Annotated in this window: 19 protein-coding genes and 1 riboswitch; of the genes, 9 read left to right on the top strand and 10 right to left on the bottom strand. The window is 72.7% G+C overall.

Annotated elements, in window-relative coordinates; all coding sequences use genetic code 11:
* Window positions 1-5: 5 nt before the first annotated feature.
* The 5 genes from J2X46_RS21765 to gatC form a co-directional block, all read right to left on the bottom strand.
* Window positions 6-1,688, bottom strand: a complete 1,683-nt coding sequence (locus J2X46_RS21765; protein ID WP_310254308.1) for a hypothetical protein — start codon at window positions 1,686-1,688, stop codon at window positions 6-8.
* 73 nt (window positions 1,689-1,761) lie between these two features.
* A riboswitch (cobalamin riboswitch) is annotated at window positions 1,762-1,901 on the bottom strand.
* Window positions 1,902-1,993: 92 nt separating this feature from the next.
* The gene (locus J2X46_RS21760; RefSeq protein ID WP_310254306.1) at window positions 1,994-3,352 is read right to left on the bottom strand and encodes a terpene cyclase/mutase family protein; all 1,359 of its coding nucleotides are present in this window, start codon (window positions 3,350-3,352) and stop codon (window positions 1,994-1,996) included.
* Between the two features lie 223 nt (window positions 3,353-3,575).
* Window positions 3,576-5,054 (bottom strand): Asp-tRNA(Asn)/Glu-tRNA(Gln) amidotransferase subunit GatB, encoded by a 1,479-nt coding sequence (gene gatB, locus J2X46_RS21755; RefSeq protein ID WP_310254331.1) that lies wholly within the window; start codon window positions 5,052-5,054, stop codon window positions 3,576-3,578.
* Window positions 5,055-5,074: 20 nt separating this feature from the next.
* Window positions 5,075-6,589 (bottom strand): Asp-tRNA(Asn)/Glu-tRNA(Gln) amidotransferase subunit GatA, encoded by a 1,515-nt coding sequence (gene gatA / locus J2X46_RS21750; RefSeq protein WP_310254304.1) that lies wholly within the window; start codon window positions 6,587-6,589, stop codon window positions 5,075-5,077.
* On the bottom strand, window positions 6,589-6,888 hold the full coding sequence (gene gatC / locus J2X46_RS21745; RefSeq protein ID WP_310254303.1) for an Asp-tRNA(Asn)/Glu-tRNA(Gln) amidotransferase subunit GatC: 300 nt from the start codon (window positions 6,886-6,888) through the stop codon (window positions 6,589-6,591). Before gatC ends, gatA begins: the two co-directional genes overlap by 1 nt.
* A 169-nt stretch (window positions 6,889-7,057) precedes the next feature.
* On the opposite strand from gatC, the gene J2X46_RS21740 reads away from it, so the two are divergent.
* The 3 genes from J2X46_RS21740 to J2X46_RS21730 are packed head-to-tail and all read left to right on the top strand — an operon-like array spanning window position 7,058 to window position 10,181.
* Window positions 7,058-8,617 carry a N,N-dimethylformamidase beta subunit family domain-containing protein gene (locus J2X46_RS21740; protein ID WP_310254300.1) on the top strand — a complete coding sequence of 520 codons (1,560 nt, stop codon included), beginning with the start codon at window positions 7,058-7,060 and terminating at the stop codon, window positions 8,615-8,617.
* Between the two features lie 35 nt (window positions 8,618-8,652).
* A complete protein-coding gene (locus J2X46_RS21735; RefSeq protein WP_310254298.1) occupies window positions 8,653-9,276 on the top strand; it encodes a hypothetical protein in 624 nt (207 codons plus the stop codon).
* The gene (locus J2X46_RS21730; protein ID WP_310254297.1) at window positions 9,273-10,181 is read left to right on the top strand and encodes an LCP family protein; all 909 of its coding nucleotides are present in this window, start codon (window positions 9,273-9,275) and stop codon (window positions 10,179-10,181) included. The genes J2X46_RS21735 and J2X46_RS21730 overlap by 4 nt, the downstream gene beginning before the upstream one ends.
* A 6-nt stretch (window positions 10,182-10,187) precedes the next feature.
* Here J2X46_RS21730 and J2X46_RS21725 read toward each other — a convergent pair whose 3' ends face one another.
* Genes J2X46_RS21725 through J2X46_RS21715 form a run of 3 tightly spaced genes read right to left on the bottom strand, consistent with a single transcriptional unit; the run spans window position 10,188 to window position 14,403 of the window.
* Window positions 10,188-10,832, bottom strand: a complete 645-nt coding sequence (locus tag J2X46_RS21725) for a response regulator transcription factor (protein WP_310254295.1) — start codon at window positions 10,830-10,832, stop codon at window positions 10,188-10,190.
* 48 nt (window positions 10,833-10,880) lie between these two features.
* Window positions 10,881-13,121, bottom strand: a complete 2,241-nt coding sequence (locus J2X46_RS21720; protein ID WP_310254293.1) for a sensor histidine kinase — start codon at window positions 13,119-13,121, stop codon at window positions 10,881-10,883.
* 46 nt (window positions 13,122-13,167) lie between these two features.
* Entirely contained in the window at window positions 13,168-14,403 is a 1,236-nt protein-coding gene (locus J2X46_RS21715; RefSeq protein WP_310254291.1) for a calcium-binding protein, read from the bottom strand.
* 131 nt (window positions 14,404-14,534) lie between these two features.
* Here J2X46_RS21715 and J2X46_RS21710 point away from each other — a divergent pair, with 131 nt between their 5' ends.
* The gene (locus tag J2X46_RS21710) at window positions 14,535-15,068 is read left to right on the top strand and encodes a SigE family RNA polymerase sigma factor (protein ID WP_310254289.1); all 534 of its coding nucleotides are present in this window, start codon (window positions 14,535-14,537) and stop codon (window positions 15,066-15,068) included.
* Window positions 15,065-16,273: a hypothetical protein gene (locus J2X46_RS21705; RefSeq protein WP_310254287.1), complete on the top strand. Its 1,209-nt coding sequence runs from the start codon at window positions 15,065-15,067 to the stop codon at window positions 16,271-16,273. Before J2X46_RS21710 ends, J2X46_RS21705 begins: the two co-directional genes overlap by 4 nt.
* 3 nt (window positions 16,274-16,276) lie before the next feature.
* Here the strand turns inward: J2X46_RS21705 and ligA are convergent, their stop codons facing one another.
* The gene (gene ligA, locus J2X46_RS21700; protein ID WP_310254285.1) at window positions 16,277-18,415 is read right to left on the bottom strand and encodes an NAD-dependent DNA ligase LigA; all 2,139 of its coding nucleotides are present in this window, start codon (window positions 18,413-18,415) and stop codon (window positions 16,277-16,279) included.
* 191 nt (window positions 18,416-18,606) lie between these two features.
* Between ligA and J2X46_RS21695 the strand changes: the two genes are divergently transcribed.
* The 4 genes from J2X46_RS21695 (at window position 18,607) to J2X46_RS21680 (ending at window position 22,730) form a co-directional block, all read left to right on the top strand.
* A complete protein-coding gene (locus J2X46_RS21695; protein WP_310254284.1) occupies window positions 18,607-19,221 on the top strand; it encodes a TetR/AcrR family transcriptional regulator in 615 nt (204 codons plus the stop codon).
* A gap of 46 nt (window positions 19,222-19,267) precedes the next feature.
* Entirely contained in the window at window positions 19,268-20,872 is a 1,605-nt protein-coding gene (locus tag J2X46_RS21690; protein ID WP_310254283.1) for a DHA2 family efflux MFS transporter permease subunit, read from the top strand.
* A 112-nt stretch (window positions 20,873-20,984) separates the two neighbouring features.
* The gene (locus J2X46_RS21685) at window positions 20,985-21,623 is read left to right on the top strand and encodes an alpha/beta fold hydrolase (protein WP_310254282.1); all 639 of its coding nucleotides are present in this window, start codon (window positions 20,985-20,987) and stop codon (window positions 21,621-21,623) included.
* Window positions 21,624-21,677: 54 nt separating this feature from the next.
* The gene (locus tag J2X46_RS21680; protein ID WP_310254281.1) at window positions 21,678-22,730 is read left to right on the top strand and encodes a M57 family metalloprotease; all 1,053 of its coding nucleotides are present in this window, start codon (window positions 21,678-21,680) and stop codon (window positions 22,728-22,730) included.
* On the opposite strand, the gene J2X46_RS21675 is transcribed toward J2X46_RS21680, so the two are convergent.
* Window positions 22,714-24,198 (bottom strand): DUF2142 domain-containing protein, encoded by a 1,485-nt coding sequence (locus J2X46_RS21675; protein WP_310254279.1) that lies wholly within the window; start codon window positions 24,196-24,198, stop codon window positions 22,714-22,716. The two genes, J2X46_RS21680 and J2X46_RS21675, sit on opposite strands and share 17 nt — an antisense overlap.
* Window positions 24,199-24,215 lie beyond the last annotated feature (17 nt).

Genomic DNA, 24,215 nt, shown 5'->3' with positions numbered 1-24,215 from the left:
CGAGATCACGCGCGCTTCAGCCAGAACTTCGTGCTGGCCGGCTCGGCGCCCGACGTCCGCTGGACGGCGACGACGCGCAGGCGCATCGTGCCCAAGGCCGAACGGGCGGCCTTGGTGAGCTTCAGCGTGACGTCGGCGGTCGTACCGGGCGTCACGGTGTAGGCCTTCTTGGCCAGCAGCAGCTCGCGCTTCTTGCCGTTGGCGAGCTTGACCTTGCCGGCCGAGCGGACCTTGAGCGTTCCCGCGCAGGCGACGTTCGACTCGCACGCGACCGAGAGGGTGAAGCGGTTCCTCGTGACCTTCTCCACCCTGGCCGCGGCGAGCTTGCCGACGGTCGGCGGGGTGGCCGTGGCCGCGGTGGTGGCAGACGACGCACCGGACAGGGTGGTGAGCGTGAAGGTACGCGCGCCGACACCGGCCGGCAGGTCGAAGGACACCGGCACGGTGCTGCCGGTGCCGGTGACGGGCTTTGCCACGGAGCCAAGGGTGACGCAGGCCGCCTCGCCCTGGCCGAGGCCGGTGACGTTGACCGTGACGGTGCTCCGCTCGACCGCGGAGGCCGGGGCGGAGAGTCCGAGCGTGCCGTTCGCGGCCGGAGCACTGGCCAGGGCCGGGAGCGCCTGGGCAGTGGCCCGGCGGTACTGGTCGCGCGCGGCCGCGGCGATGCCGCTGGTGCGGGCGGCGGCGAGGATGCTCGGCTTGTAGGCCACGCCACCGTTGTCGGCCGCGAGCTTCGTCGCGCACGCGGCAAGGTCGGCGATCTGCACCGCTCGCAGCCAGGTGGCCGCCTTCGCCGCCGCTGCCGACTCACCCGCGCGGGACAGGGCCCAGCCGGCGAGGCCGGTCGTGTTGGCGTTGTAGCCCTCGGACGCACCCGCGCTGAACGAGCCATCGGCGGCCTGCTGGCCCTTCAGCCAGTCCGCGGCGAGCGCGGCCGCGCCGCGCGCGGTCCGGGAGGCGCCGGGGGTGTCCAGGATGTTGATGACGGCGAGTGCGGTCGTGTCGACGCTGCCGGTGTCGGCGCTCGTGCAGCCCTGCTGCGTGTCGGCCTTGTCGCCGTTGAGCTGGGCGCGGAAGAACCCGGCGTCGCACTGCTGGTCGAGCAGGAAGGTCGTCGCATCGGCGGCGCGCGTTGAGGCCGCGGTGGTCAGCGCCCGCGCGGCGAACGACTGGCCGATCACGTTGACGAAGTCGGAGTCGAAGGGGTCGTTGGTGTCGACGCCCGCGTCCTCGAGGCGGCCGACCAGCGGCGCGGAGGAGGAGACCAGGTCCTCCAGGCGCGTCACCTGGTCGGTGCCGTTGAAGTCAGTGGCGTCCTTGCCCGTCGCCTGCGCCACGCTGACCAGCTTGGCGAGGCTGCCGGCGTACACACGGTTGGGCGCGAAGGTGCCACCGGTCGCCCACGAGTCAGAGACCGGCTCGATGGCGTCGACGATGCTCGACGCGGTGGCGTCCTTGCCCACGGCCTTCAGCGCGAAGGCGAAGTCGGCGGAGAGGCCGTAGTCGTTGAAGCCGCCGAACTGGTCGTTGAAGACCAGGCCGTTGGTGAGCTGGCCGCTCAGCCAGGTGGCGCCGGCCTGGACCGCGCGGTCGGCGGTCGGGCTGGTCGGGAGCGGCGCGGCGTATGCCGGCTGCGTGAGAGTGGTGGCGGCCAGCGCGACGGCGGCCAGTCCGGAGAGGAGCTTCATGGTCCCTTCCCTCGCTGCGACAGCGAGGGCGCCGGTCGGGACCGTCTACCCGCTGCATTCCTCGACAGCGATGGTGATCAAGACGCGTCGAGGCGGGTGTTCCGGCTCGCACGGGATCGCTCCCGTGCCCACGGTTGCGGGTCAGCGCCGGTGTCGGACCGGCTTTCCCCAGCTCGGGCGTGTGTGGTGCCGACCCGGGCGGGTGCGGCGTGCGAAGCGTAACCCCGGCGCGCTCCGGGACGCACTTCGGCCCGGCGTCTCGGGACGCCGGGCCGAAGCAGGGTGCATCAGGTGGTGCTGGTGGGTCAGTTGCGGACCCGGAGCGACGTACGTGCCTCGTCGTCCGAGGTCTTCACGAGCCCGACGCGCCGCTGGTTGCCGGCGGGGAGCTGGAGCTTGCGGACGATCTTGTCGCCGGACTTCTTGCCCTTCACGCGCAGGAAGTCACCCTTGACCTGCATGCAGGCGCTCTCGCTCGGAGCCAGGCCGTACACGCGGAACTGGACCCGCTCGCCGGCGCGAGCCTGCTTGCGCACCGAGACGATCTTGAGCTTGTCCTTGCTCGCCGGGGCGAACTGCAGGCCGAGGATCGCCTGGGCCGTCGCACGACGCCACTCGTCACGCGCCTCGGCGGGAATGCCGGTGACGTTGGACGCCTTGACGCGGTCCTTGCGGTAGGCCACCGCACCGGTGTCCCTGGTCAGCGCCGTGCGGCACTTGTACTTGTCGACCGGCTGGTTCTTGCGCACCCAGAGCGCGGCCTTGAGGGCGGCGTCGCGGTTCTTCAGCAGGCCCAGCGCGTAGCCACCGATGGCCGTCGAGTTGGTGTTGATCTGGCTGATCGGCGCCGCGGCACGGATCGCGCCGCTCCCGCGCTGCCGGTCGGCGAGCCAGGTGCCGGCCTTGGCCAGCGCCCCCACCACCGCCGGGCTCTTGTCGCCCGACTCGATGAGGTTGATCACCGCGAGGGCGGTGGCGTCCGGGTCGGCCTCGCTGCCGGCGACGCCCTCCGTGCACGACTGGCTCGGCACGTCGGCCTTGTCGAAGCCTGCGCGGAAGTAGCCCGAGGCGCACTGCTGCTTGAGCAGGAAGTCGCGGGCGGCGCCGGCCTCGGTCGAGCCGGAGAGCGTCAGTGCGCGGACGGCGTAGGACTGACCGACCACGTTGGCGTTGTTGCCCGACTCGGACTTGTCGAAGATCCGGCCGGCGATCGCCGCGGCCTGCGGCTCGGCAGCCGGGTCGGCCGGCACGTTGGCCGTCCGCTCCTCGAGGCGGGCGATTAGGTTGATCCCGCCGTAGCTGATCGGGTTCTTCTTCGCCGTGCGGGCGAACGTCGCAGCCTTGGCCAGCGGACCGGCGTAGGACTCCTTCGTGCCGTCACCGACGTACTCGGCGATGCGCGGCTCGAGGGAGTTGTTGATGGCGGTCACGGTGCCGCCCTGGCTGGTGACGGTCGAGAGCGCCATCCCGGTGTCGATGGTGAGGCCGAAGTCCGGTCCGGACTTGCCGACGATGAGGCCGTTGCTGAGCTCACCGGCGATCCATTCCGCTGCGATCGTCGACGGCGTGCTGTCGGTGCCTCCCGCGGCCTTCGCCGCGCGGAGGGCGGGCGTCGGCTCGGCGGACGCCGGAGGCGCAGCGAGTACGCCGGCTCCGAGCGCCACGGTCGAGAGTGCGACCGCGGCCGATCGGATGGGTCGAATGCGATGGTGCATGACTTCCTTCCCGCTCGCCGAGGACCCCACGACGGCAGGTGCCGCCCAGTCCCCCGTGCTGCGAGCGTTGGTTGGTGATGTGACCAATGTGACTCGCAACGACCCTAACAAGTTGTCTAGACCGGGCGATCGGCGGCCGAATCAGACCAAAGTAGGGGGCCCCCAGGAAGGATCAGGACAGCTTCTCCAGGATCAGCTCGCGCACCCGACCGGCGTCGGCCTGGCCGCGCATCTCCTTCATCACCGCTCCGATGAGCGCACCGGCCGCGGCGACCTTGCCGTCGCGGATCTTGTCGGCGACGTCGGGGTTGGCGGCGATCGCGTTGTCGACGGCAGCACCGAGGGCGCCGTCGTCGGAGACCACGGCCAGTCCGCGCGCGGCGACGACCTCGTCCGGGGTGCCCTCGCCCGCGAGGACGCCCTCGAACACCTGGCGGGCCAGCTTGTCGTTGACGGTCTTGTCGTCGACCAGCGCCTGGATCCGCGCCACGTCTGCGGGAGTGATGGGCAGGTCGACCAGGTCGACGCCGTCCTCGTTGCTGCGGCGGGCGAGCTCACCGAGCCACCACTTGCGGGCGGCCTGCGGGGCGGCACCCTCGGCGATCGTCTCGATCACCAGGCCGAGCGCGCCGGCGCCGAGGGTGTCGCGCATCTCCATGTCACTGAAGCCCCACTCCGCCTGCAGCCGGGCGCGCTGGACCGTCGGGTTCTCCGGCAGCGTGCCGCGCAGCTCGTCGACCCACGCGCGGCTCGGCGCCACGGGGACGAGGTCGGGCTCGGGGAAGTAGCGGTAGTCCTCGGCATCGGACTTCTCGCGACCGCTGGTCGTGATGCCGGTGTCCTCGTGCCAGTGGCGGGTCTCCTGCAGGATCGAGCCGCCGCTGCTCAGGATCGCGGCGTGGCGCTGCATCTCGAAGCGAACGGCCCGCTCGACGGAGCGGAACGAGTTGACGTTCTTGGTCTCCGTACGGGTGCCGAGCACGCCGCTGCCCTTGGGCGAGAGCGAGAGGTTCACGTCGGCGCGCAGGTTGCCCTGGTCCATCCGGGCCTCGGAGACGCCGAGCGCCACGATGAGCTCGCGCAGCTGCGAGACGTAGGCCTTGGCGACCTCGGGCGCCTTCTCCCCTGCGCCGAGGATCGGGCGGGTCACGATCTCGATGAGCGGGATGCCGGCGCGGTTGTAGTCGACCAGCGAGTAGTCGGCGCCGTGGATGCGGCCGGTGGCGCCACCGACGTGCAGCGACTTGCCGGTGTCCTCCTCCATGTGGGCGCGCTCGATCTCGACGCGGAAGGTCTCACCGTCGACGTCGACGTCCATGTAGCCGTCGAAGCAGATCGGCTCGTCGTACTGCGAGGTCTGGAAGTTCTTCGGCATGTCCGGGTAGAAGTAGTTCTTCCGGGCGAACCGGCACCACTCGGCGATGTCGCAGTTGAGCGCGAGGCCGATCCGGATGGCCGACTCGACGGCCTTGCCGTTGACCACCGGCATCGCGCCGGGCAGGCCGAGGCAGGTCGGGCAGGTGCCGGCGTTGGGCTCGCCGCCGAACACGGCCGGGCAGCCGCAGAACATCTTCGACGCGGTGTTGAGCTCGACGTGGACCTCGAGGCCCAGCGCCGGGTCGTACGCCGCCAGCACCTCGTCGAAGGGCATGAGCGCGGTGTCGGTGGAGGTCACGACGAGACTCCTTCCAGGCCGGCGGCCTTGTCGAGCAGCGGGCCGCCCCAGGCTGCGGTGTGCAGCGCCTCGACCGCGGCGCCGACCCGGTAGACGCGGTCGTCGGCGAGAGCGGGCGCGAGCAGCTGGAGGCCGCTCGGCAGGCCGTCCTCGTCGGCGAGGCCGTTGGGCACCGAGATGCCGGGCACGCCGGCGAGGTTGGCCGGGATGGTCGCGAGGTCGTTGAGGTACATCGCCATCGGGTCGTCGAGCTTCTCCCCCAGCCTGAACGCCGTGGTGGGAGCGGTCGGCGAGGCCAGTACGTCGACCTGGGCGAAGGCGGCGTCGAAGTCGCGGCTGATCAGCGTGCGCACCTTCTGGGCCTGGCCGTAGTAGGCGTCGTAGTAGCCGCTGGAGAGGGCGTAGGTGCCGAGGATGATGCGGCGCTTGACCTCGTCGCCGAAGCCGGCGTCGCGGGTGGCCCGCATGACCTCCTCAGCGGACGGGTCGCCCTCGGGGACGACGCGGAGGCCGTAGCGCATCGCGTCGAACTTGGCGAGGTTGCTGGACGCCTCGGCCGGGAGGATCAGGTAGTAGGCCGCGAGCGCGTGCACGAAGGACGGGCACGACACCTCGACGACCTCGGCGCCGGCCTTGACCATCGCCTCGACCGAGTCGTTGAAGCGGGCCATCACGCCGGGCTGCCAGCCCTCGCCCTGCATCTCGGTGATCACGCCGACCTTCACGCCAGTCAGGTCGCCGGAGGCACCGGCCGTGGCGGCCTCGGTGAAGGAGGGCCACTCCTGCGCGATCGAGGTCGAGTCGCGGGGGTCGTGGCCGCCGATCACGTCGTGGAGCATGGCCGCGTCGAGGACGGTGCGGGTGACCGGGCCGGCCTGGTCGAGGCTGTTGGCCAGCGCGACGAGGCCGTAGCGGGAGACGCCGCCGTAGGTCGGCTTCACGCCGACGGTGCCGGTGACCGCGCCCGGCTGGCGGATCGAGCCGCCGGTGTCGGTGCCGATGGCGAGGGGTGCCTCGAAGGCCGCGACCGCGGCCGCGGAGCCGCCGCCGGAGCCGCCGGGGATCCGGTCGAGGTCCCACGGGTTGCGGGTCGGGCCGTAGGCGGAGTGCTCGGTGGAGGAGCCCATCGCGAACTCGTCCATGTTGGTCTTGCCGAGGATCGGCAGGCCGGCCCCGCGCAGCCGCGCGACGACGGTGGCGTCGTAGGGCGGGATCCAGCCCTCGAGGATCTTCGAGCCGCAGGTGGTGGGCAGGCCACGCGTGGCCAGCACGTCCTTGACCGCGATCGGTACGCCGTCGAGCGGGCCGCGTGCCTCGCCGCGGGCCCGGCGGGCGTCGGACTCGGCGGCCTGGGCCAGCGCGCCGTCGGGGTCGACGTGCAGGAACGCGTGCACCCGCTCGTCGACCTCGGCGATCCGGTCGAGGTGGAGCTGGGTGACCTCGACGGAGGTGACGTCGCCGGCGGCCAGCTTGTCGGCGATCGCGGCGGCGGTGGTGCGTGGGTCGCCCATCACGCCTCCTCTCCAAGGATCCGCGGGACGGAGAAGCGCTGCTCCTCGACGGCCGGGGCGCCGGAGAGCGCCTCCTCGGCCGTCAGCCCGGGCACCACGACGTCGTCGCGGAAGACGTTGGTCAGCGGGATCGCGTGCGACGTGGGAGGCACGTCGTCACCGGCGACACCGTTGATGGAGGCGACCGACTCGAGGATGACGCTCAGCTGGGGCGCCAGGTGGTCGAGCTCGGCGTCGGAGAGGTCGATGCGGGCGAGCATGGCCAGGTGGGCCACCTCGTCCCGGGAGATCTCAGGCATGCGGGCAATCCTAGGTCCACGCCCCGCTCGCCCACGCGGCCGGTCGGGACCGGCGTCCTGATCGTCCCGGGCGCCCGGGATCGCGGGCCCATGTGCCGGGAAGTGCCCCCGGCGAATCGTCGATCACACGGCGTCGGAGGGTCCGTCGCCACCGGGCGAGGTGATCACGATGAAGGCACAGGCAGCACGAACCTGGATGGTGGGGTTGGTCGTGACGCCGCTCCTGGTGGGGTGCGGTTCGGCGTCACACCTGCCGGTCCGCGACGCGGAGCAGGCGATGGGGGTCCTGCCCGCGCCGCGGACCTCGGCCGCCGACTCCGCCGAGAAGGCCGCCCCGGAGCCGCGCGGCTCCGAGGACTGGCGGATCAGCAACCCGGCCCAGCACGGCGAGATCGCGGCCTACACCACCCTCGCCAGCGGCACGCCCGGCACGCGGGTGGGGCTCAAGGTCTCCACCACCGAGGGCGGGTACGACGCCTCGGCCTACCGGATCGGGTCCTACGAGGGCGGCACGGGGGCCTTCGTCTGGGAGTCCGGCTTCCGCCGGGGTCGCGAGCAGTCGCCGCCCCGCTACGCGTCGTACGAGCGGCGCACGGTGATCGCCCCCTGGAAGCGCGACCTGACCATCGACACCACCACCTGGCTGCCCGGCTTCTACGTCCTCCGGCTCCGCACCGACACCGGCTTCGAGGCCCAGGTGCCCTACGTCGTCACCTCGCCGACGGCGAAGGGCACCGTGGCCCTGGTCGCACCCGTCACCACGTGGCAGGCCTACAACGAGTGGGGCGGCTACAGCCTGTACGCCGGCGCCAACGGCGACACCCCCAGCCACGCGGTCAGCTTCGACCGGCCCTACAACGGCGCGACCGGCGCCAACGACTACCGCACCGCCGCGCTCCCGATCGTGGTCCGCGCCGAGAAGACCGGCGTGCCGCTCTCGTACTTCACCAACATCGACCTCGCCACCACGCCGAAGGCGCTGAAGGGGGCACGCGGCTACGTCTCGATGGGCCACGACGAGTACTGGACCAACGAGATGCGCGACGCCGTGCTCGGTGCCCGCGACGCCGGCACGAACCTGGCCTTCCTCGGCGCGAACACCATGTACTGGCGGATCCGCCTCGAGGCGGGGCTCGAGGACGCGGCCCGTGTGGTCGTCGGCTACCGGCACTCCGCGCACCTCGACCCGCTCTACGCCCAGGGCTCCGTCGACACGACCGCGCAGTTCCGCCAGCCGCCCGTGCCGCGGCCCGAGCACGACCTGCTCGGCATGCAGTACGAGTGCTACCCGGTCGACACCGACTACGTCATCGCCAGCCCGGCCTGGTGGGGCTTCCGCGGCACCGGCGTGCGGCGCGGCGACCACGTCCACGGGCTCGTCGGCCCCGAGGCCGACCGCGTCTACCCCGACGGCCGCCTCCCCCGCCCGCTGCAGATCCTGAGCCACTCGCCGTACTCCTGCCGGGGTGTCACCACGACGACCCAGTCGGTCTACTACACCTCGACGTCGGGCGCGGGCGTCTTCAACGCCGGCACCCTTCGCTGGGGCTGCGCGATGGTCGACCGGTGTGAGCGCCCGCTGGGCGACGCCACCCTGGACTTCACCCGCACCGTGACGGGCACGCTGGTCGAGGAGTTCGCCCGCGGGCCGGTCGCCGCCCGGCACCCCGCCCGTGACAACGTCGCCGACTTCGACCTCTCCACGGTCAACACGGTCCCGGCGAGCTGAGACAGCACCGGACGCCTTCGGCCATGATGAGCGACATGGGCCTCCGTCGACGCCACGCCCCTCGCACCTCGCGGGTGGGCGTGCGCGCCGGCGTGGTGATCGCCCTCGCCGTGCTCGCGACCGGCTGCCAGGCGGGGGACCCGACCGACGACGAGACCCAGGAGGCCGAGTCGGCCGCGCTGCGCGTCGAGACCGTGTCCGGGGCCGACCGGCTCGACGACCAGACCCGCACCGAGCTCGAGGGCGAGGTCGGCGACGTGCTCTCCGACTACGTCGTCGAGGCCTTCCTCGGCACGTTCCCGCGCGAGGACTTCGTCCAGTCGTTCGGCGCGTTCACCAGCCGGGCCGCCCGAGACGCGGCGGGCAGCATCGAGGTGCTCACCGCGACGAACGCGCGCGACGCCACCGCGATACGAGCGACGCAGCTCGACGCCCGGCTCTCCTTCCTCACCCAGAGGCGCGCGGCGTACGCCGGGAGCGCGAGGGTCCACTTCGCCTTCGACGCGACCATGGACGACGGGGCCACCCGACCGCTCGTGCTCGACGGCCGGATCATGCTGGTGCCCGGCGACGACTCGTGGCAGGTCTTCGGCTTCGACCTCACACTCGACGACGGCGCACCCGTCGACGCCGAGACGGAGTCGGAGGACCCGTCGTGAGGTGGCTGCGGCGCGCGACCTTCCGCCTCGCCCTGCTGGCGGGCGCCGCGCTGGTCGTCCCCACGGGCTCCGTGCACCCGACGACGATCAGCCTCACGACCATCGGCACCGCCAAGGCCGTCGACGTCGGCGCGGACACCCTCTGGGTGCTCGCCCTCGGCTCGGAGGCCTCGGGTGGTGCCGACGTGACGGAGGGCCTGACCGACGCGATCCAGCTGATCGGCGTCGCGCCGGACACCGGACGAGCGGTGGCGATCGGCCTCCCGCGTGACCTGTACGTCGACCTCCCGAGGGGGTCCGCACGCCTCAACACCGTGCTGCGGGACTACGACGCCGAGCAGGTCGCGGAGGAGGTGGAGGCCCTGACCGGGATCCAGCCCGACGTCGTGCTCGTGACCGGCTTCGACGGCTTCCTCTCGATGATGGGCACGCTCGGTGACGTCGAGGTCGACTCGCCCGACGCGTTCGACACCGAGGACGGCGGGGTGCACGTGCGACGCGGCGCCAACACCTTCGACGCCGAGCAGGCGCTCTACTACGCCCGCACCCGCGCCACGCTGCCCGGCCAGAGCGACTTCGAGCGCGCGGCCAACCACCAGCGGCTCCTGCTCGCGGCGCTCGACCGGCTCCGGACGGCCGAGGACGAGGAGGGCTTCATGGAGGACGTCGCCCTCTCCGCCCTCTCCGGCCTCCAGACCGACATGACGCCCAGCGAGGTCTACCGACTGGTCCAGGCGCTGACCGTGATCGACCCGAGGCGCACCGACGGGTGCATCCTCACGGGCACCTTCGACACGATCGGCGACGCCGCCGTCGTCATCCCCGACCCCGACCAGGCGGAGGCGGTCGGCCGCGACGCCCTCGACGACATGCGCCTCCAGGGCGGGTGCCGCGACGGGTCGTGAGCCCGGTCAGCCGAGCCCGGCCTCGCGCGCCTTGACGATCGCCTGCGCCCGGTGCGCCACCTGGAGCTTGGTGAAGATGTTGCTGGCGTGGTTGCGCACGGTCTTGACCGAGAGCGCGAGCTGGCGGGCGATCTCACCGTTCTCCTTGCCCTCGGCGATCAGTCCGAGCACCACCCGCTCCTTGTCGGTCAGCTCGGGGAAGGCGTCGCCCTTCGGCTTGCTGCGCGCGCCCGCGAAGTACGACATCACGCGATCGGCGATGCCGGGCCCGAAGATCACCTCGCCCGCACCGACGGCCTGCACCGCACGGGTGATCTCGCCGCGGCGCGCACCCTTGAGCAGGTAGCCCCGGGCACCGGCGCGCACGGCGGCGAACACCGACTCCTCGTCCTCCATCATCGTCAGCACCAGCACGCCGATGTGGGGCGAGGACTGCACGATCTGCGCGGTCGCGTCGATGCCGTTCACGCGCGGCATGTGCAGGTCCATGAGCACCACGTCGGGTTGGAGCTCGAGCGCGAGGGCGACCGCCATCGCCCCGTCACCCGCCGTGCCGACCACCTCGAGCGCGGGCGTGGCCGCCAGCAGCGCCTCGAGCCCGCGCCGGAACTCCTCGTGGTCGTCAGCGATCAGCACGCGGTGGGTGTCCATCGCCCTCACCTCCCCTGCAGTTGCCCAGCCGGCTGCCCAGCCGGGTGCTCAGCCCTCACCGAGCGGCAGCCGGACCCGTACGACGGTGCCCCCGCCGGGTCGCGGCAGCACCTCGAACGAACCACCGAGCTCCTCGGCCCGCTCACGCATCGAGGACAGGCCTACACCCGCACGGCGGTCCGGAGCCAGACCCGAGCCGTCGTCGGTCACGGCGAGGTGGAGCTCACCGTCCCCCCGGGTCAGCACCACGGTGCACCGATCGGCCCCGCTGTGGCGCTGCACGTTGTTCACCGCCTCCACCACGATCCGGTAGGCCGCCACCTCGGCGGCCGCCGGCAGCGGCTCGAGGTCGTCGGCCGCCTCGACCGTCCACGGCACCCGGACCGGCCCGGTGCCGTCCGAGTGCTCGGTGGCCCGGTGGCGCAGCGCGGACACCAGCCCGAGCTGGTCGAGCGCGGGCGGTCGCAGGCCCTCGACGAGCCGGCGTACCTCCCCGATGTCCTCGCGGGCCTGGTCGGACAGCCGGGCGACCAGGTCGGCGGCCTGGCCGGGGTCCTCGTGGATCAGGTCGGTGGCGGCCTCGAGCCGCATCGCCAGGGTCGCGAGCGAGGGGCCGAGCCCGTCGTGGAGGTCGCGGCGCAGCCGCCGGCGCTCCTCCTCGCGGGCGGCCACGAGGCGCTGGCGCGACACCTGCAGCTCGCGGTTGGCCGTCATCGCCTGCACCAGCGCGCCCACCTGGGTGCCGATGTCCTCCAGCAGGCGCCGGTCCCCCGGCCCGAACGGGTCGCGGCCGACGTCGACCTCGACCTGCAGCCGACCGAGCGTGGTGCCACCCACGGCGAGGTCCACCGTCGCCGGAGTGCCGTACGACGTCCCGATGGAGGTCGCGACCGGCTCCGCGCTCCCGGTCGCGAAGACGTCGACCGCGGCGTAGGACAGGTGCAGCCGGCGGGCGAGCAGCTCGAGCACCTCGCGCAGCACGTCCTCGGGAGCTGTCGCCGCGTCCAGGCGCCGCAGGTCCGACACGACCCGGTCGGGGAACTCGCGGTCGCCGTAGACGAGGCGACGGACGAGCCGCTGCACGGCGACCGCGACGGGCAGCAGGAGGAGGGCGAGGAGCCCGCCGGTGAGCATCGACCCGACCGAGATGTCCACCGCGGCGTCGACCGCGCGGACCAGGCCGACGAAGGCCGCACCGACCACCAGCAGCACGACGGCCTGGACCAGCCCGCGCCGCACCCGCGGCTCGATCTCGTCGAGTCGGAAGTGCGCCGAGGCGGCGGCGAGGCAGAGCAGCGGCGCCCCGACGGCGAGGGCCGCCAGCACGTCCCACCGCACCGGCGACTCGCCGGCCAGCCACGCCGGCGCCTCCCCCAGGAACAGCCAGACGCCGAGTCCCGCACCCACGCCGAGCAGCACCAGCCGTGTGGCGAGCACGTCCTCCCGCCGCTCGGCACGGGCGTGGGCGAGCGCCGTGACGAGCAGCAGGGCGGGCACGGCCGCCCACAGGGCAGGCGCCGCGACGGTCGCGAGCACGTGACGGCGCTCCGCCTCCGACCCGGCACCCCCGAGCGCGAGCGCCAGCCAGCCGGCGTACCCGAGCACCGGGGCGAGCAGCGCGAGCGCCGGGACGCCCCAGCGCAGACGGCCCGAGGTGCTCACCAGCCCTGCCGCCGCGACCACCAGTGCGGCCAGGCCGAGGGCGGCGAGCACCTCGCCCACCGCCGCGGGCCAGACCCCGCGCGAGCCGGCCAGGTCGATCACCCCGGTGCCGTACGGCGCCGAGGTCAGGGCCGCGGGGAGCAGGGCCGCGGCCGCGAGGAACGCGCGCGCGGAGGTCGCGAGCGGGCGGGCCCAGTAGACGGCGGAGCCGACGAGGAGCAGGGCGACGGCGGACAGGCTCGCCCGCCACCCGGCCCGGAGCGCGGCCGCCACGGGGTAGTCGACCAGCGTCACGTCGATCTGCTGGATCCGGTCGAGGCGCCCGCCCGAGCGGCGTACCTCGTAGCGCACGACCTCGCCCACCTCGCGGGCCACCGAGCCGCCGTCGGCCACCCACTGCTCCAGGCTCCGGCCCTGGACCTTCTGCACGACGTCGCCCGGCAGCAGCGCGGTCTCGCCGTAGGTCCGGGCCACCCTCACGGTCTCGCCCCACCTCGTGCCGGACGGCAGCACCGACGACGAGAGGCTGGTGCCGTCGGACGGACCGGCCGTCAGCGCGAGCAGCAGCCAGCAGGCCGGCAGCACCCAGGCTGCCGCGAGCACGAGCAGCCTGCCGGTGCGCGACATGCTGGCATCGTGCCGCGCCCGGCAGGCGTGCGGAAGTGGGCGGGGCTCAGCAGCTGGAGCGCTTCTCCGCCGCCTTGCACGTGTCGTTGCCCCCGCGGCCGCGAGCGATGTCGAAGCCCTTGCCGCCGTCGAGGCGGTCGGGCTGGCGCGAGCCGGTCAGCACGTCGGCGCCACCGCGGCCGTAGATCTCGGCGCGGTAGTCGGGGTGCGCGGTGATCACCTCGGAGGCGTTGCTGCCCTTGAAGATCGAGAGGGCGCGCGCCGGCAGCTGCACGTCGCTGAACCCGGTGATCTTGCCCTCGATCGTGAAGGGCAGGTCGCTGATCCGGGTCTTGCCGAGCTGGTCGATGCGAACGGTCGGCTTGATCGCGGGGTTGGAGTTGGGGAGCAGCCGCAACCGGTCCTGGCCACCGGAGCCCTTGGCGACGAACCCGGGCTCGCCCGGGATCGGGAAGGTGATGGTGTCGACGCCGCTGCCGCCGCGGATCACCTGGTGGAGCTCGGAGGTCGTCGAGATGGTGTCACTGCCGCCGCCGCCCACGAGGGTGTCGGTGCCGATGGTGCCGCTGAGGACGTCGTCGCCCGCATCGCCGTACAGGCGGTCGTTGCCGAGGGCGCCTGCGGTGTCGGCCACGATCGTGTCGTCGCCGCCGCGTCCGAAGATCGTGTCGTCGCCGCCCCGGGCGAAGAAGACGTCGGCCTTGTTGGTGCCCTTGACGGTGTCGTTGAAGGCCGAGCCGAAGAGGCGGATGCCGCCGTTGAAGCCGGTCACGGTGTCGGTGCCCTCCGCGGCGATCGGCACCGTCGCCGCGGCCCGGAAGTCGACCACCACGGGCGCGGTCGCGTTGGCGTACGACACCCCGTCGAGAAGCACGTCGGTGCCCTCCGTCGCAGCGCGGGGGTCGTAGCCGAGGTCGATGGCGTCGTTGCCCTCGCCACCGGAGATGGTGTCGCCCTTCTTCACCACCCGGCCGAACTTGTCGATCGACAAGGAGTCGGACTCGCCCCAGATCTTGTCGTTGCCAGGCCCGCCCGTGATCGTGTCGGCGCCGTCGCCGGCGCAGATCAGGTCGTTGCCGCCGAGGCCGCGGATGGTGTCGTTGCCACCGCGGGCGACGATGACGTCGCGCCCGTCGGTGCCAGTGATGGTGTTGGCCTTGTTGTTGCCGACGATGGTCGCCTTCACGCCGCCGCAGGTCACCGCGGCTGCCTGCGCGGACGGCGCCAGGGTGAGCGGGACGGCGAGGCCGACGGCCAGCACGAGAGTCGGGACGAGACGCATGGTGGATCCCCCAAGGTTCTAGTGGTCCAGGACCTCCTGTCCGTCTCCGGCGGATCCCAAACCTGCTCCGGTCCCCAACCGATCAGCCACCCACGGCGTCTGTCAAGGTGAATCGCACTCGAGGAGCACCCATGACCCACCACGGCAAGGACGCGGACTTCGCGGACTTCGTCGACGCCTCCTGGCACCGCCTCTACCGCACGGCCCACCTCCTGCTGGGCGACCACGGGCTGGCAGAGGACCTCACCCAGACCGCGCTCGCCAAGACCTATGTCGCCTGGGCGCGCATCCAGGAACCCGACGCCGCCTTCGCCTACGCGCGCACGACGCTCGTCAACACCGCAACCTCGTGGTTCCGGCGGCGCGCGTGGCGCAACGAGGTGCCGCACGAGCACGTGGCGGGCGACCTTCCCGCCCGCACGACCGTCCCCAGCGACCGGCCGGCGGTGATGGACGCCCTGGCCCTGCTGGCGCCACGGCAGCGCGCGGTCGTCGTGCTCCGCTTCTACGACGACCTGTCCGTCGCCCAGACGGCGGACGCCCTCGGCTGTTCCCCCGGCACCGTGAAGTCCCAGACCTCGGTCGCCCTCGCCCGCCTGCGCGAGCTGCTCGGCGAGACGGCCCTTCCCACCTCCCCCTCCGCACCGACGGGAGCCCACTCGTGAATGACCAGATCCCCACCGGGCTGCGCCACGACCTGCACGCGTACGCCGACCTGCTCGAGGTGCCCGTGCCGCCCACCGCCGCCGTGCTGGGGCGGGGTCGCGTGCTGCGCCGGCGCCGACGGACGCTCGGTGCAGCCGGGGTCGCGGCCGCCTCCGTCGTGCTGGGCGGCTCGTTGCTGCTCGCCCTCCCGGGCGGGCGCGACGACAGCGCGCCCGACCCGGCCACCCCACCCCGCGATGCGGCCGTGTTCGCCGTCGGCTCCGACGTGTACGTCGACGGCACGCCGGTGGCCGTGCCCGGGATCGTCCACTCGATCCACTACACCTCCGCCGGTGTCCTGGTGCGGAGCAACCAGGAGCACGGCACGTCCGACGGCTCCGGCCCGGAGGAGCTGACCCTGGTCGGCGCGGACGGTCGATCGGTCGACCTGGGCACCGTCCCCGAGGGCCACACGCCGGCCACCGATCCCGGCCTTCCCTACTACGCGCTGGCCGAGGACCACGACGGGCGGTCGTACGCCGTGCTGCGCGACGTCACCTCGGGCGACGAGGTGCAGCGGCTCCCGCTGCCCGAGCTGCCGACCGGCGCCTGGCCGGCGCCGCCGCTGACGCTGTCGGGCGACGTGGTCTACGCGGACTTCACCGACCGCACCTACGCCGTCGACTGGCGCACGGGCGACGACGTGCCGGTGGCCGTCGACAGCTCCGAGGTGCACGCGGGCCGGGTCGTGAGCTCGGAGGGACCGCACCGGCTCGTCCTCGACGTACACACCGGGCGGACCCTGCTCAGCGTGACGCCGCCGAAGGGGGCCTACGGCTGGCTCGAGCTCTCCCCCGACGGCGGCTACGCGCTGGAGTTCATCGAGGAGACGGCCGACGGCAGCGAGGTCACGAGCACGCAGGTGTACGACGTCGACACCGGCACGTCGGTCACGCTGGACGGCGCCCCGTGGGAGCTCGGCTGGACGCCCGACGGCCACCTCTACCGGGTCGACGGCGACGTCGTCACGACGTGCTCCCCCGCGACGGGCGCCTGCGCCGAGGAGACCGTTGCGATCGAGCGGGTGCCCGAGCCGTCGCCGGTCGAGCGGACCGAGACGACGTGTGACAAGCACGGCGAGAACTGCGGCACCATGGTGTGGACGGAGACTCCCGACGAGCCCGAGAACAAGGTCACCCTCGCGGGCCGGGACCACGACTCGTGAGCCTCACGCGAGTCCGTCGGGGCCCTTCTCCAGCAACAGCGTGAACTGGTCCTCGTCGAGCACCGGGACCCCGAGCTGCTCGGCCTTGTCGGCCTTGGAGCCGGCGTTCTCGCCGACGACGACGTAGTCGGTGTTCTTGGAGACCGACCCGGCCGCCTTGCCGCCGCGGCTGATGATCGCCTCCTTCACCGAGTCGCGCGTGAAGTGCTGCAGCGAGCCGGTCGCCACGATCGTGAGCCCCTCCAGGGTGCGGGCGATCGACTCGTCGCGCTCGTCGGCCAGCGAGACGCCGGCGGCGGCCCACTTGTCGAGGATCGCGACGTGCCAGGCGGAGTCGTCGCCGTCGAGCCACTCCCGCACCGACGAGGCGATGGTGGGGCCGACACCCTCGGTGCCGGCGAGCGCCTCCTCCGAGGCCTCCCGGATCGCCTGGAGCGAGCCGAACTCGGTGGCCAGGGCGCGGGCGGCGGTGGGCCCGACGTGGCGCACCGAGAGCGCGACCAGCACCCGCCACAGCGGCACTGCCGCCTTGCGCTCGTGGAGGTTGGCCAGCAGCCGGATGCCGTTGGCCGAGAGCTGCGGCCCCTCCTCGTCCTTCTTCGGCGCGCGGGTGAAGAGCGGAGCGGTCAGCAGCGCCGCCTCGTCGAGGTCGAAGAGATCGCCCTCGTTGGTGATCGCGCCGGCGTCGAGCAGCGCGACCGCCGCCTCGTAGCCGAGGCCCTCGATGTCGAAGGCGCCACGGCCCGCGACGTGGAAGACCCGCTCGCGCACCTGGGCCGGGCACTTCTCGTGGTTGGGGCAGCGGAGGTCCTTGTCGCCCTCCTTCTGCTGCGCCAGCGGGGTCTGGCAGGACGGGCACTCGGTCGGCATCACCCAGGGCTCGAGGCCCTCGGGACGCAGCGCCAGCACCGGTCCGAGGATCTCGGGGATGACGTCGCCGGCCTTGCGCAGGATCACGGTGTCGCCCGGTCGGACGTCCTTGCGGGTGACCTCGTGGGCGTTGTGGAGCGTCGCGTTCTCCACCGTGGAGCCGGCCACCTTGGTCGGCTCCATGACGCCGTAGGGGGTGACCCGGCCGGTGCGCCCGACGTTGACCTCGATCGACTTGAGGAGCGTGTTGACCTCCTCGGGCGGGTACTTGTACGCGATGGCCCACCTCGGCGCGCGGCTGGTCGAGCCGAGGCGTCGTTGCAGCGAGACGTCGTCGACCTTCACCACGAGGCCGTCGATCTCGTAGCCCACGATCGTGTGGCGGTGCTCGCCGACGTGGGTGATCCGCGCCTCGACGTCGGCGAGGGTCGGGACGACGCGGACCTCAGCGGAGACCGGAAGCCCCCACGCGGCGAGGGCGTCGTAGGCCCCGCTCTGCGAGGTGGGCTCGAAGCCCTCGCGCGCACCGATGCCGTGGCAGACCATCCCGAGGTCGCGCGTCGCGGTGACCCGCGGGTCCTTCTGGCGCAGCGACCCCGCCGCGGCGTTGCGCGGGTTGGCGAACATCGGCTTGCCGGCCTCGACCATCGAGGCGTTGAGCCGCTCGAAGGCCACGCTGGGCAGGAACACCTCGCCGCGCACCTCGACCAGGTCGGGCACCGGGAACTCGTCGGTGCCGGTCAGCCGGTGCGGGACGGAGGCGACGGTCTTGACGTTGGGGGTCACGTCCTCGCCGGTGCGGCCGTCACCGCGGGTCAGCGCGCGCACCAGCCGGCCCTTCTCGTAGAGCAGGTTGATCGCGAGCCCGTCGACCTTGAGCTCGCAGAGCAGCTCCGGCGCCTCGATCCCCTCGCGCAGGATGCGCGCGTGCCAGGCGCCGAGCTCCTCGAAGCTGAAGGCGTTGTCGAGGCTCTCCATCCGCTGGAGGTGGTCGTGGGCGGTGAAGTCGGTCGAGACCGCGCCGCCGACCTTCTGCGTGGGCGAGTCGGGCGTGCGGAGCTCGGGGAACTCCTCCTCCAGGGCCTCGAGCTCGCGCAGCCGGACGTCGAAGTCGGCGTCGGAGAGGGTGGGGTCGTCGAGGACGTAGTAGCGCCAGCGCGCGTCCTCCACCTGCTCGGTGAGCGCCTGGTGGCGCTCGCGCGCCTCGGGCGTGGCGGTGGCGACGTCGGTCGGATCCTGAGGGGCAACGTCGGGCTCGTCGGCGGCGCTCATGGGGACAGTCTGCCGCCCCCCTCCGACACCCGGCGTACGTCCTCGCCGGGGCACGCCGCAGAGTGTTGGTCTGGACCGGATGAAACTGATTTGTTCCATCGGAATAAACGGGGCTAGGCTCCGGTTGCTCGAAACGAAACCGTTTCGTTTCATCATCTGCACCACCCGATCCCGAGTCCCGGAGAGGACGCATGACCCCGACCGAAGCCGGCACCCGCCCCCGCGTGGAGGGCGAGCGCGAGATGGAGATCCTCGAGGCGACCCTCGAGGTGCTCGACGAGGTCGGCTACGACCTGCTCACCATGGACGCTGTCGCCACCCGCGCGAAGGCCTCCAAGGCGACGCTCTACCGCCGCTGGAAGGGCAAGCCCGAGCTCGTGGTGGCCGCGATCATGGCCCACAAGGGGGACGCGGTCGTGCCCGACACCGGCTCGCTGCGCGGCGACCTGCTCGCGGCCTACTGCGGCAGCGGGGGGCTCAACGACCCGCTGGCCCAGTCGGTCCTCTCCGCCGTCGTCACCGCCATGGGCCGCGACCCCGAGTTCGCCGAGGTCTACCGACGCGACTTCATCGGGCCCAAGATCGCCTCCTCGCACGCCATCTACGAGCGCGCGCGCGAGCGCGGCGAGGTCCACCCCGACACCGACCTGTCGGTGCTCGCTCCAGCGCTGGCCGGGATCGTCCTGCACCGTGCCTTCCTGCTGGGTGACGCCGTCACCCCCGAGCTCCTCGGGCGCGTGCTCGACGAGGTCGTCCTGCCTGCTGCCCTCCACGGTCCGGTGCACACGCCGGCCCCCACTGTCTGACCCTTCCGCTTCACTCGACTCCGACCCCACTCTCGAAAGAAGTCCCATGACCGACCTCGCCCCGGCCGCCGAAGAGGTGACCCCCGAGCAGCACAAGCGCCTGCGCTGGGCACTCGTGCTCATCTCGCTCGCGCAGCTGATGGTGGTGCTCGACAGCACCATCGCCAACATCGCGCTCCCGTTCATCGGCCGCGACCTGTCCATCGACCAGGCCAACCTGCAGTGGATCGTCACCGGCTATGCCCTGACCTTCGGCGGCTTCCTGCTCCTCGGCGGCCGGCTGGCCGACCTGATGGGCCGCCGTCGCATCTTCATGGTCGGCGTGCTGCTGTTCGCCGTGGCCTCGCTCGTCGGCGGCGCCGCGCAGAACGAGGCGATGCTGCTCGGCGCGCGGGCCTTCCAGGGCCTCGGCGCCGCGATGGCCTCCCCCGCCGCGCTCGCCCTGATCGCCACCACCTTCCCCGCCGGCAAGGAGCGCAACCGCGCCTTCGCCGTGTACGCCGCGATGGCGGGCGTCGGCGCTGCCGTCGGCCTGATCCTCGGCGGCTGGCTCACCGGCCTCGACTCGCCCCTGGGCATCGAGGGCTGGCGCTACACCTTCCTGATCGTGGTCCCGATCGGTCTTGCTGCCGCCTTCTTCGCGCCGCGCTTCTTCGACGAGTCCGAGCGCCACGCCGGCGAGCTCGACATCCCGGGCGCCGTCACCGGCACCGCGGGTCTCCTCGCCATCGTGTTCGGCCTCAGCCGCGCCGGCCAGGAGGCCTACGGCTGGGGCGCCACCAGCACCATCACCAGCCTCGCGCTGGGTGTGGCCCTCCTCGCGCTGTTCATGGTCATCGAGACGCGCGTCGAGCACCCGCTGCTGCCGTTCCGGATCTTCGCCAGCCGCAACCGGGCCACGGCCTTCGCGGTCATGATGATCATCCCGGCCGCGATGTTCGCGATGTTCTTCTTCCTCTCGCTGTTCATCCAGCTGGTCGTCGGCTACTCCCCGCTGCACACCGGTGTCGCGTTCCTGCCGTTCTCCATCGCGATGATCATCTCGGCCACCGTGGCCTCCAAGCTGATCAGCTCGGTCGACCCGCGCTTCCTGTCCGGCATCGGCACCCTGCTCTCCGCGTCGGCGCTCTACGGCTTCAGCCGGCTCGACGTGCCTGACAGCGCCTCCGGGATCCTCAGCGCCGTCAACGGCGGACACCTGGGCGACGGGGTCAACTACTGGACCGACATCCTGCCGTTCGTCGTGCTGATGGCCTTCGGCATGGGGCTCAACTTCGTCCCGCTGACGCTCGTCGCGGTGCACCGCCTGCGGGCGGAGGACTCCGGCATCGGCTCCGGCGTGCTCAACACGATGCAGCAGGTCGGTGGTGCGCTCGGCCTGGCGACGCTCAGCACGGTGGCGCTGCACTTCTCGCAGTCCCGTGCCGAGGAGGTCGCTCCTCAGCTGGGTGCCGCCGCCCAGGGCTCGCTGACGCCCGACCAGCTCGGCCCGATCGCCGGCCTCGTCGGCTTCGCCGACGGCGCGACCCACGCCTTCATGGTCGGCTTCTTCATGATGCTGGCAGCCTCGGTGCTCGTGTGGATCTTCCTCAACGTCCACCACGACGAGCTCGCGACCGACGAGGCACCCGAGGGCGTGGGCGTGCACTGACGCACCACCTGACCGCGTGCGAGGGAGGATCTCCGGTGACGGAGGTCCTCCCTCCGCGCATCTCCCCTCCACCGAACCCCATCCGATCCCCCGACCGCTCCGAAGGAGACGCGTGACCGACCTGCACCTGACGACGTACGACGCTCCCGGCCGCCCGCATGCGGTGGTCCTGGTGCTGCACGGCGGCAAGCCGCGCTCGCGCCAGTCGGTCGACGGGCGGAGCGCGTCCTGGCGCCGGGCCCTGTGGCTCCAGCGCAGCATCGCCGACCGTGCCCACGAGGCCGGGGTGGGCGTGTGGCTGGTGCGCTACCGCCAGCGCGGCTGGAACGGCGGCGCCGACCGGGTCGCCGACGCCCGCTGGGCGCTCGACCGGATCCGCGAGGTGCACGGCGACGTGCCGGTCGTGCTCCTCGGCCACTCGATGGGCGCACGGGTCGCCGTCCACGTCGCCGACGACCCGTCGGTGCGCGGCGTCGTCGGGCTGGCGCCGTGGTGGTCGGCCCAGGACCCCGTCGAGACCCTCGCCGGCCGCGTGCTGCACGCCGCCCACGGCCGCCGCGACCGCATCACGTCCTTCCGCGAGACCACCCGCTACGTCGAGCGGGCCACTGCCGTCGCCGACGCCGCCGACCTGCGCGACATGGGACGACTCGGCCACTACATGCTCACCGCGTCGGCCCGCTGGCACGACGTGGCGATCGAGTCGGCCCTCGACGTGCTCGACCGGACCCGGCTCCCAGACCTTCCCTGACCCTCCGGGGTCGTCGTACGCTCCCGGCACGTCGCACCCACGGGGGGTTGTCCAGTGTCACGAGTCCGCGTCCTCACCCTGCTCACGGCCCTGCTCACGGCCGTCGCCCTCACGGTCGGGGTCGCGGCCACCGCCGAGGCCGCACCGCGCAAGTGGCCCCACGGCCGCATCACCTACGTCGACAAGTCCAAGGACCCCGACGCGGTGAAGCTGGCCGTGCAGATCTGGAACTCCAGCGGGCTCAAGATCAGGTTCAAGAAGGTGCGCAGCGTCCGCAAGGCGCGACTGGTCATCCAGAACACCAAGCGGGTGCCGTCGGGCTGCGGGTCCGGCTACGGCACGCTCGGCTACCCCGGTCCCGGGCGCAAGGCCTACGTCAGCATCCTGCACGGCACCGACGCCGACGGGCAGGGCTGTGCCTGGCCGGGCCAGACGCTCGTCGTGGCCCACGAGCTCGGGCACGTGCTCGGCCTCGACCACACCATGTCGGGCTGCTCGCTGATGAACACCTCGCACACCAACGGCGTCGCGCCCTCCCTCTGCCTCGGGAGGAACATCGACGAGTCCAAGCCGGGTCGCTGGCGCTGCCGGGTGCTGGAGAAGGTCGACCTGAAGCGGGTGCGGAAGATCTACGGCGGCACGCCGAAGCTCCGCGTTCCCGAGTGGTGCGACGCGATCGAGCGGATCCCCGCCACCGGCGCCGTGGTCGCGACGCAGGACCCCTCCAGCGGCTGGTTCACCACCACCGTCACGCGGGCGGCGGAGCCCGCCGTGCCCGGCTGGATCGGCACGTGGGCCTACGGCGAGCCGGGCTACGAGATCCACGCGACGCCCAACGCGTGCACCGCGGTGCCCGGCGACGACAGCACCCAGGTCGGCCTCGGCCTCTGGGCCGACGTGCCCGTCGGCGGCGCGCTGACCGAGGACCTCCCACCACTCCCGGCCGGCCCGGTCTGCCTGTCGGTCTGGCAGTTCGACCGCGGCTACAACTTCGCCCTCGCGCCCAGCACGGTGATGGTCACCGGCACCGGCGCCCGCACCTCGAGCCGTACGCCGGACCTGCCGCCCCGCGCCCGCGGGATGGTCGAGGTCACCCCCTTCGACTGACCAGGGGCCGTTCTGGCACCGCGGCGGCCGCCCGCGCGGACTCCGACAGCTCCACCGCGAGGTCGAGCCCGCGCGCCCGGCGCACCATCACCCCGACGAGCGCGGCCCCGACGCACGCGGCCATCACGACCATCAGGTCGGGGACCGGGCCGTCGACGGGCGAGGTCTCCTGCCGGCTGAAGACGTAGTAGTCCTCGAGCCAGGCCACGGCGCCGGCGAGCCACACGAGGAGAACGGCAGCCCACGCACTCGCCACCCACCAGTCCCGACGCTCCGCTGCCTCGGTCCCGGGCCGCGGCGCGCGCCACCACCGGCCGACCTCGAGCATCCCGACGGCCGTGACGGTGGCCAGCAGCGGCATCGCCTGCATGAGGTATCGGTCGTGGAAGCCGCCCCCGGCGGCCAGGAAGGAGACCAGGCTCTGGAGGGTCACCAGGGCGTGGACGGCGAGCATGACCCACACGGGGTCGAGGCGCACGCCGTGGCGTCGTACGGAACGCGCGAGGGCGACCGGCACGAGCAGCAGCGCGACCGCCAGCACGATCGGCGTGGCGAGGGTCGGCTCGGTGAGCCCGGGGATGTTGTCGATCCGGCCGATCCCGGCGACGGGCACCCGGCCGAACTTCTCCAGCAGCGCGTCCTGGCCGGTGAGGTCGCCGTAGAGCCGCAGGTTGCGGAGGAAGAACCACCCGAAGGCCGCGGCCGGGACACCGCCGACCAACGCCGCCACCCCCAGGCCCGTCCGCCAGCCCTCGCGGCGGCCGAGGACCACCAGCAGCGCGAGCGCGCACATCGCGACGACCAGCACCCCCTGGGCGCGGGTGCCGGCAGCGACGGTGCCCGCCACCACGGCCCACACCACCCACCGCCGCGTGACGTCGCCGCGCATCAACCGCACGGTCGCGAGGAGCAGCAGGACGGCGGAGGCCGAGGCCCAGCCGTCGTTGATGAAGAAGGCCGAACGCAGCACGAGGGTCGGCGCCGCCGCCACGACGACGGCGAGCGCGGCGACCGCCGGGCGCCGTGGCACGAGCTCGCGCGCCAGCACCCCCACCAGGAAGAGCCAGGCGGCGAACCCCAGCGTGTTGGCCAGCCGCATCGTGATCACCATGCCGCTCTGGTGGTCCGACAGCGCCCACCACACCGGCACCATCGCCAGGTGGAACAGCGGCGGGTGGTTGGCGGTCCAGATGTCGCCGTGCTCCTCGTCCCAGCCGCGGAACTCCTCCGCCGTCCCGGGGAAGCGGGCCGGGTCGTCGACGATGTCGGTCTCGATGGTCGGCAGCCGACCCTCGGCCAGCGCAGCGACGTAGCCGGTGTGCGCCGGCTCGTCGTTGCCCCAGCTCGGCACCTTGAAGACCAGCGCGATCTGCGCGCCGACGAGCGCGAGCATGGTGGCCGCCAGCAGCGGTACGGCGTACGGGTGGCGCGCGACGCGGGCGAGGAGTGTGGTCGGGTGTGCGGTCATGGGTCCCTCTCGTGCCC

It is taken from the genome of Nocardioides sp. BE266, assembly GCF_031457855.1.
Taxonomy (GTDB): domain Bacteria; phylum Actinomycetota; class Actinomycetes; order Propionibacteriales; family Nocardioidaceae; genus Nocardioides.
This window is presented reverse-complemented; position numbering and strand designations above follow the sequence as displayed.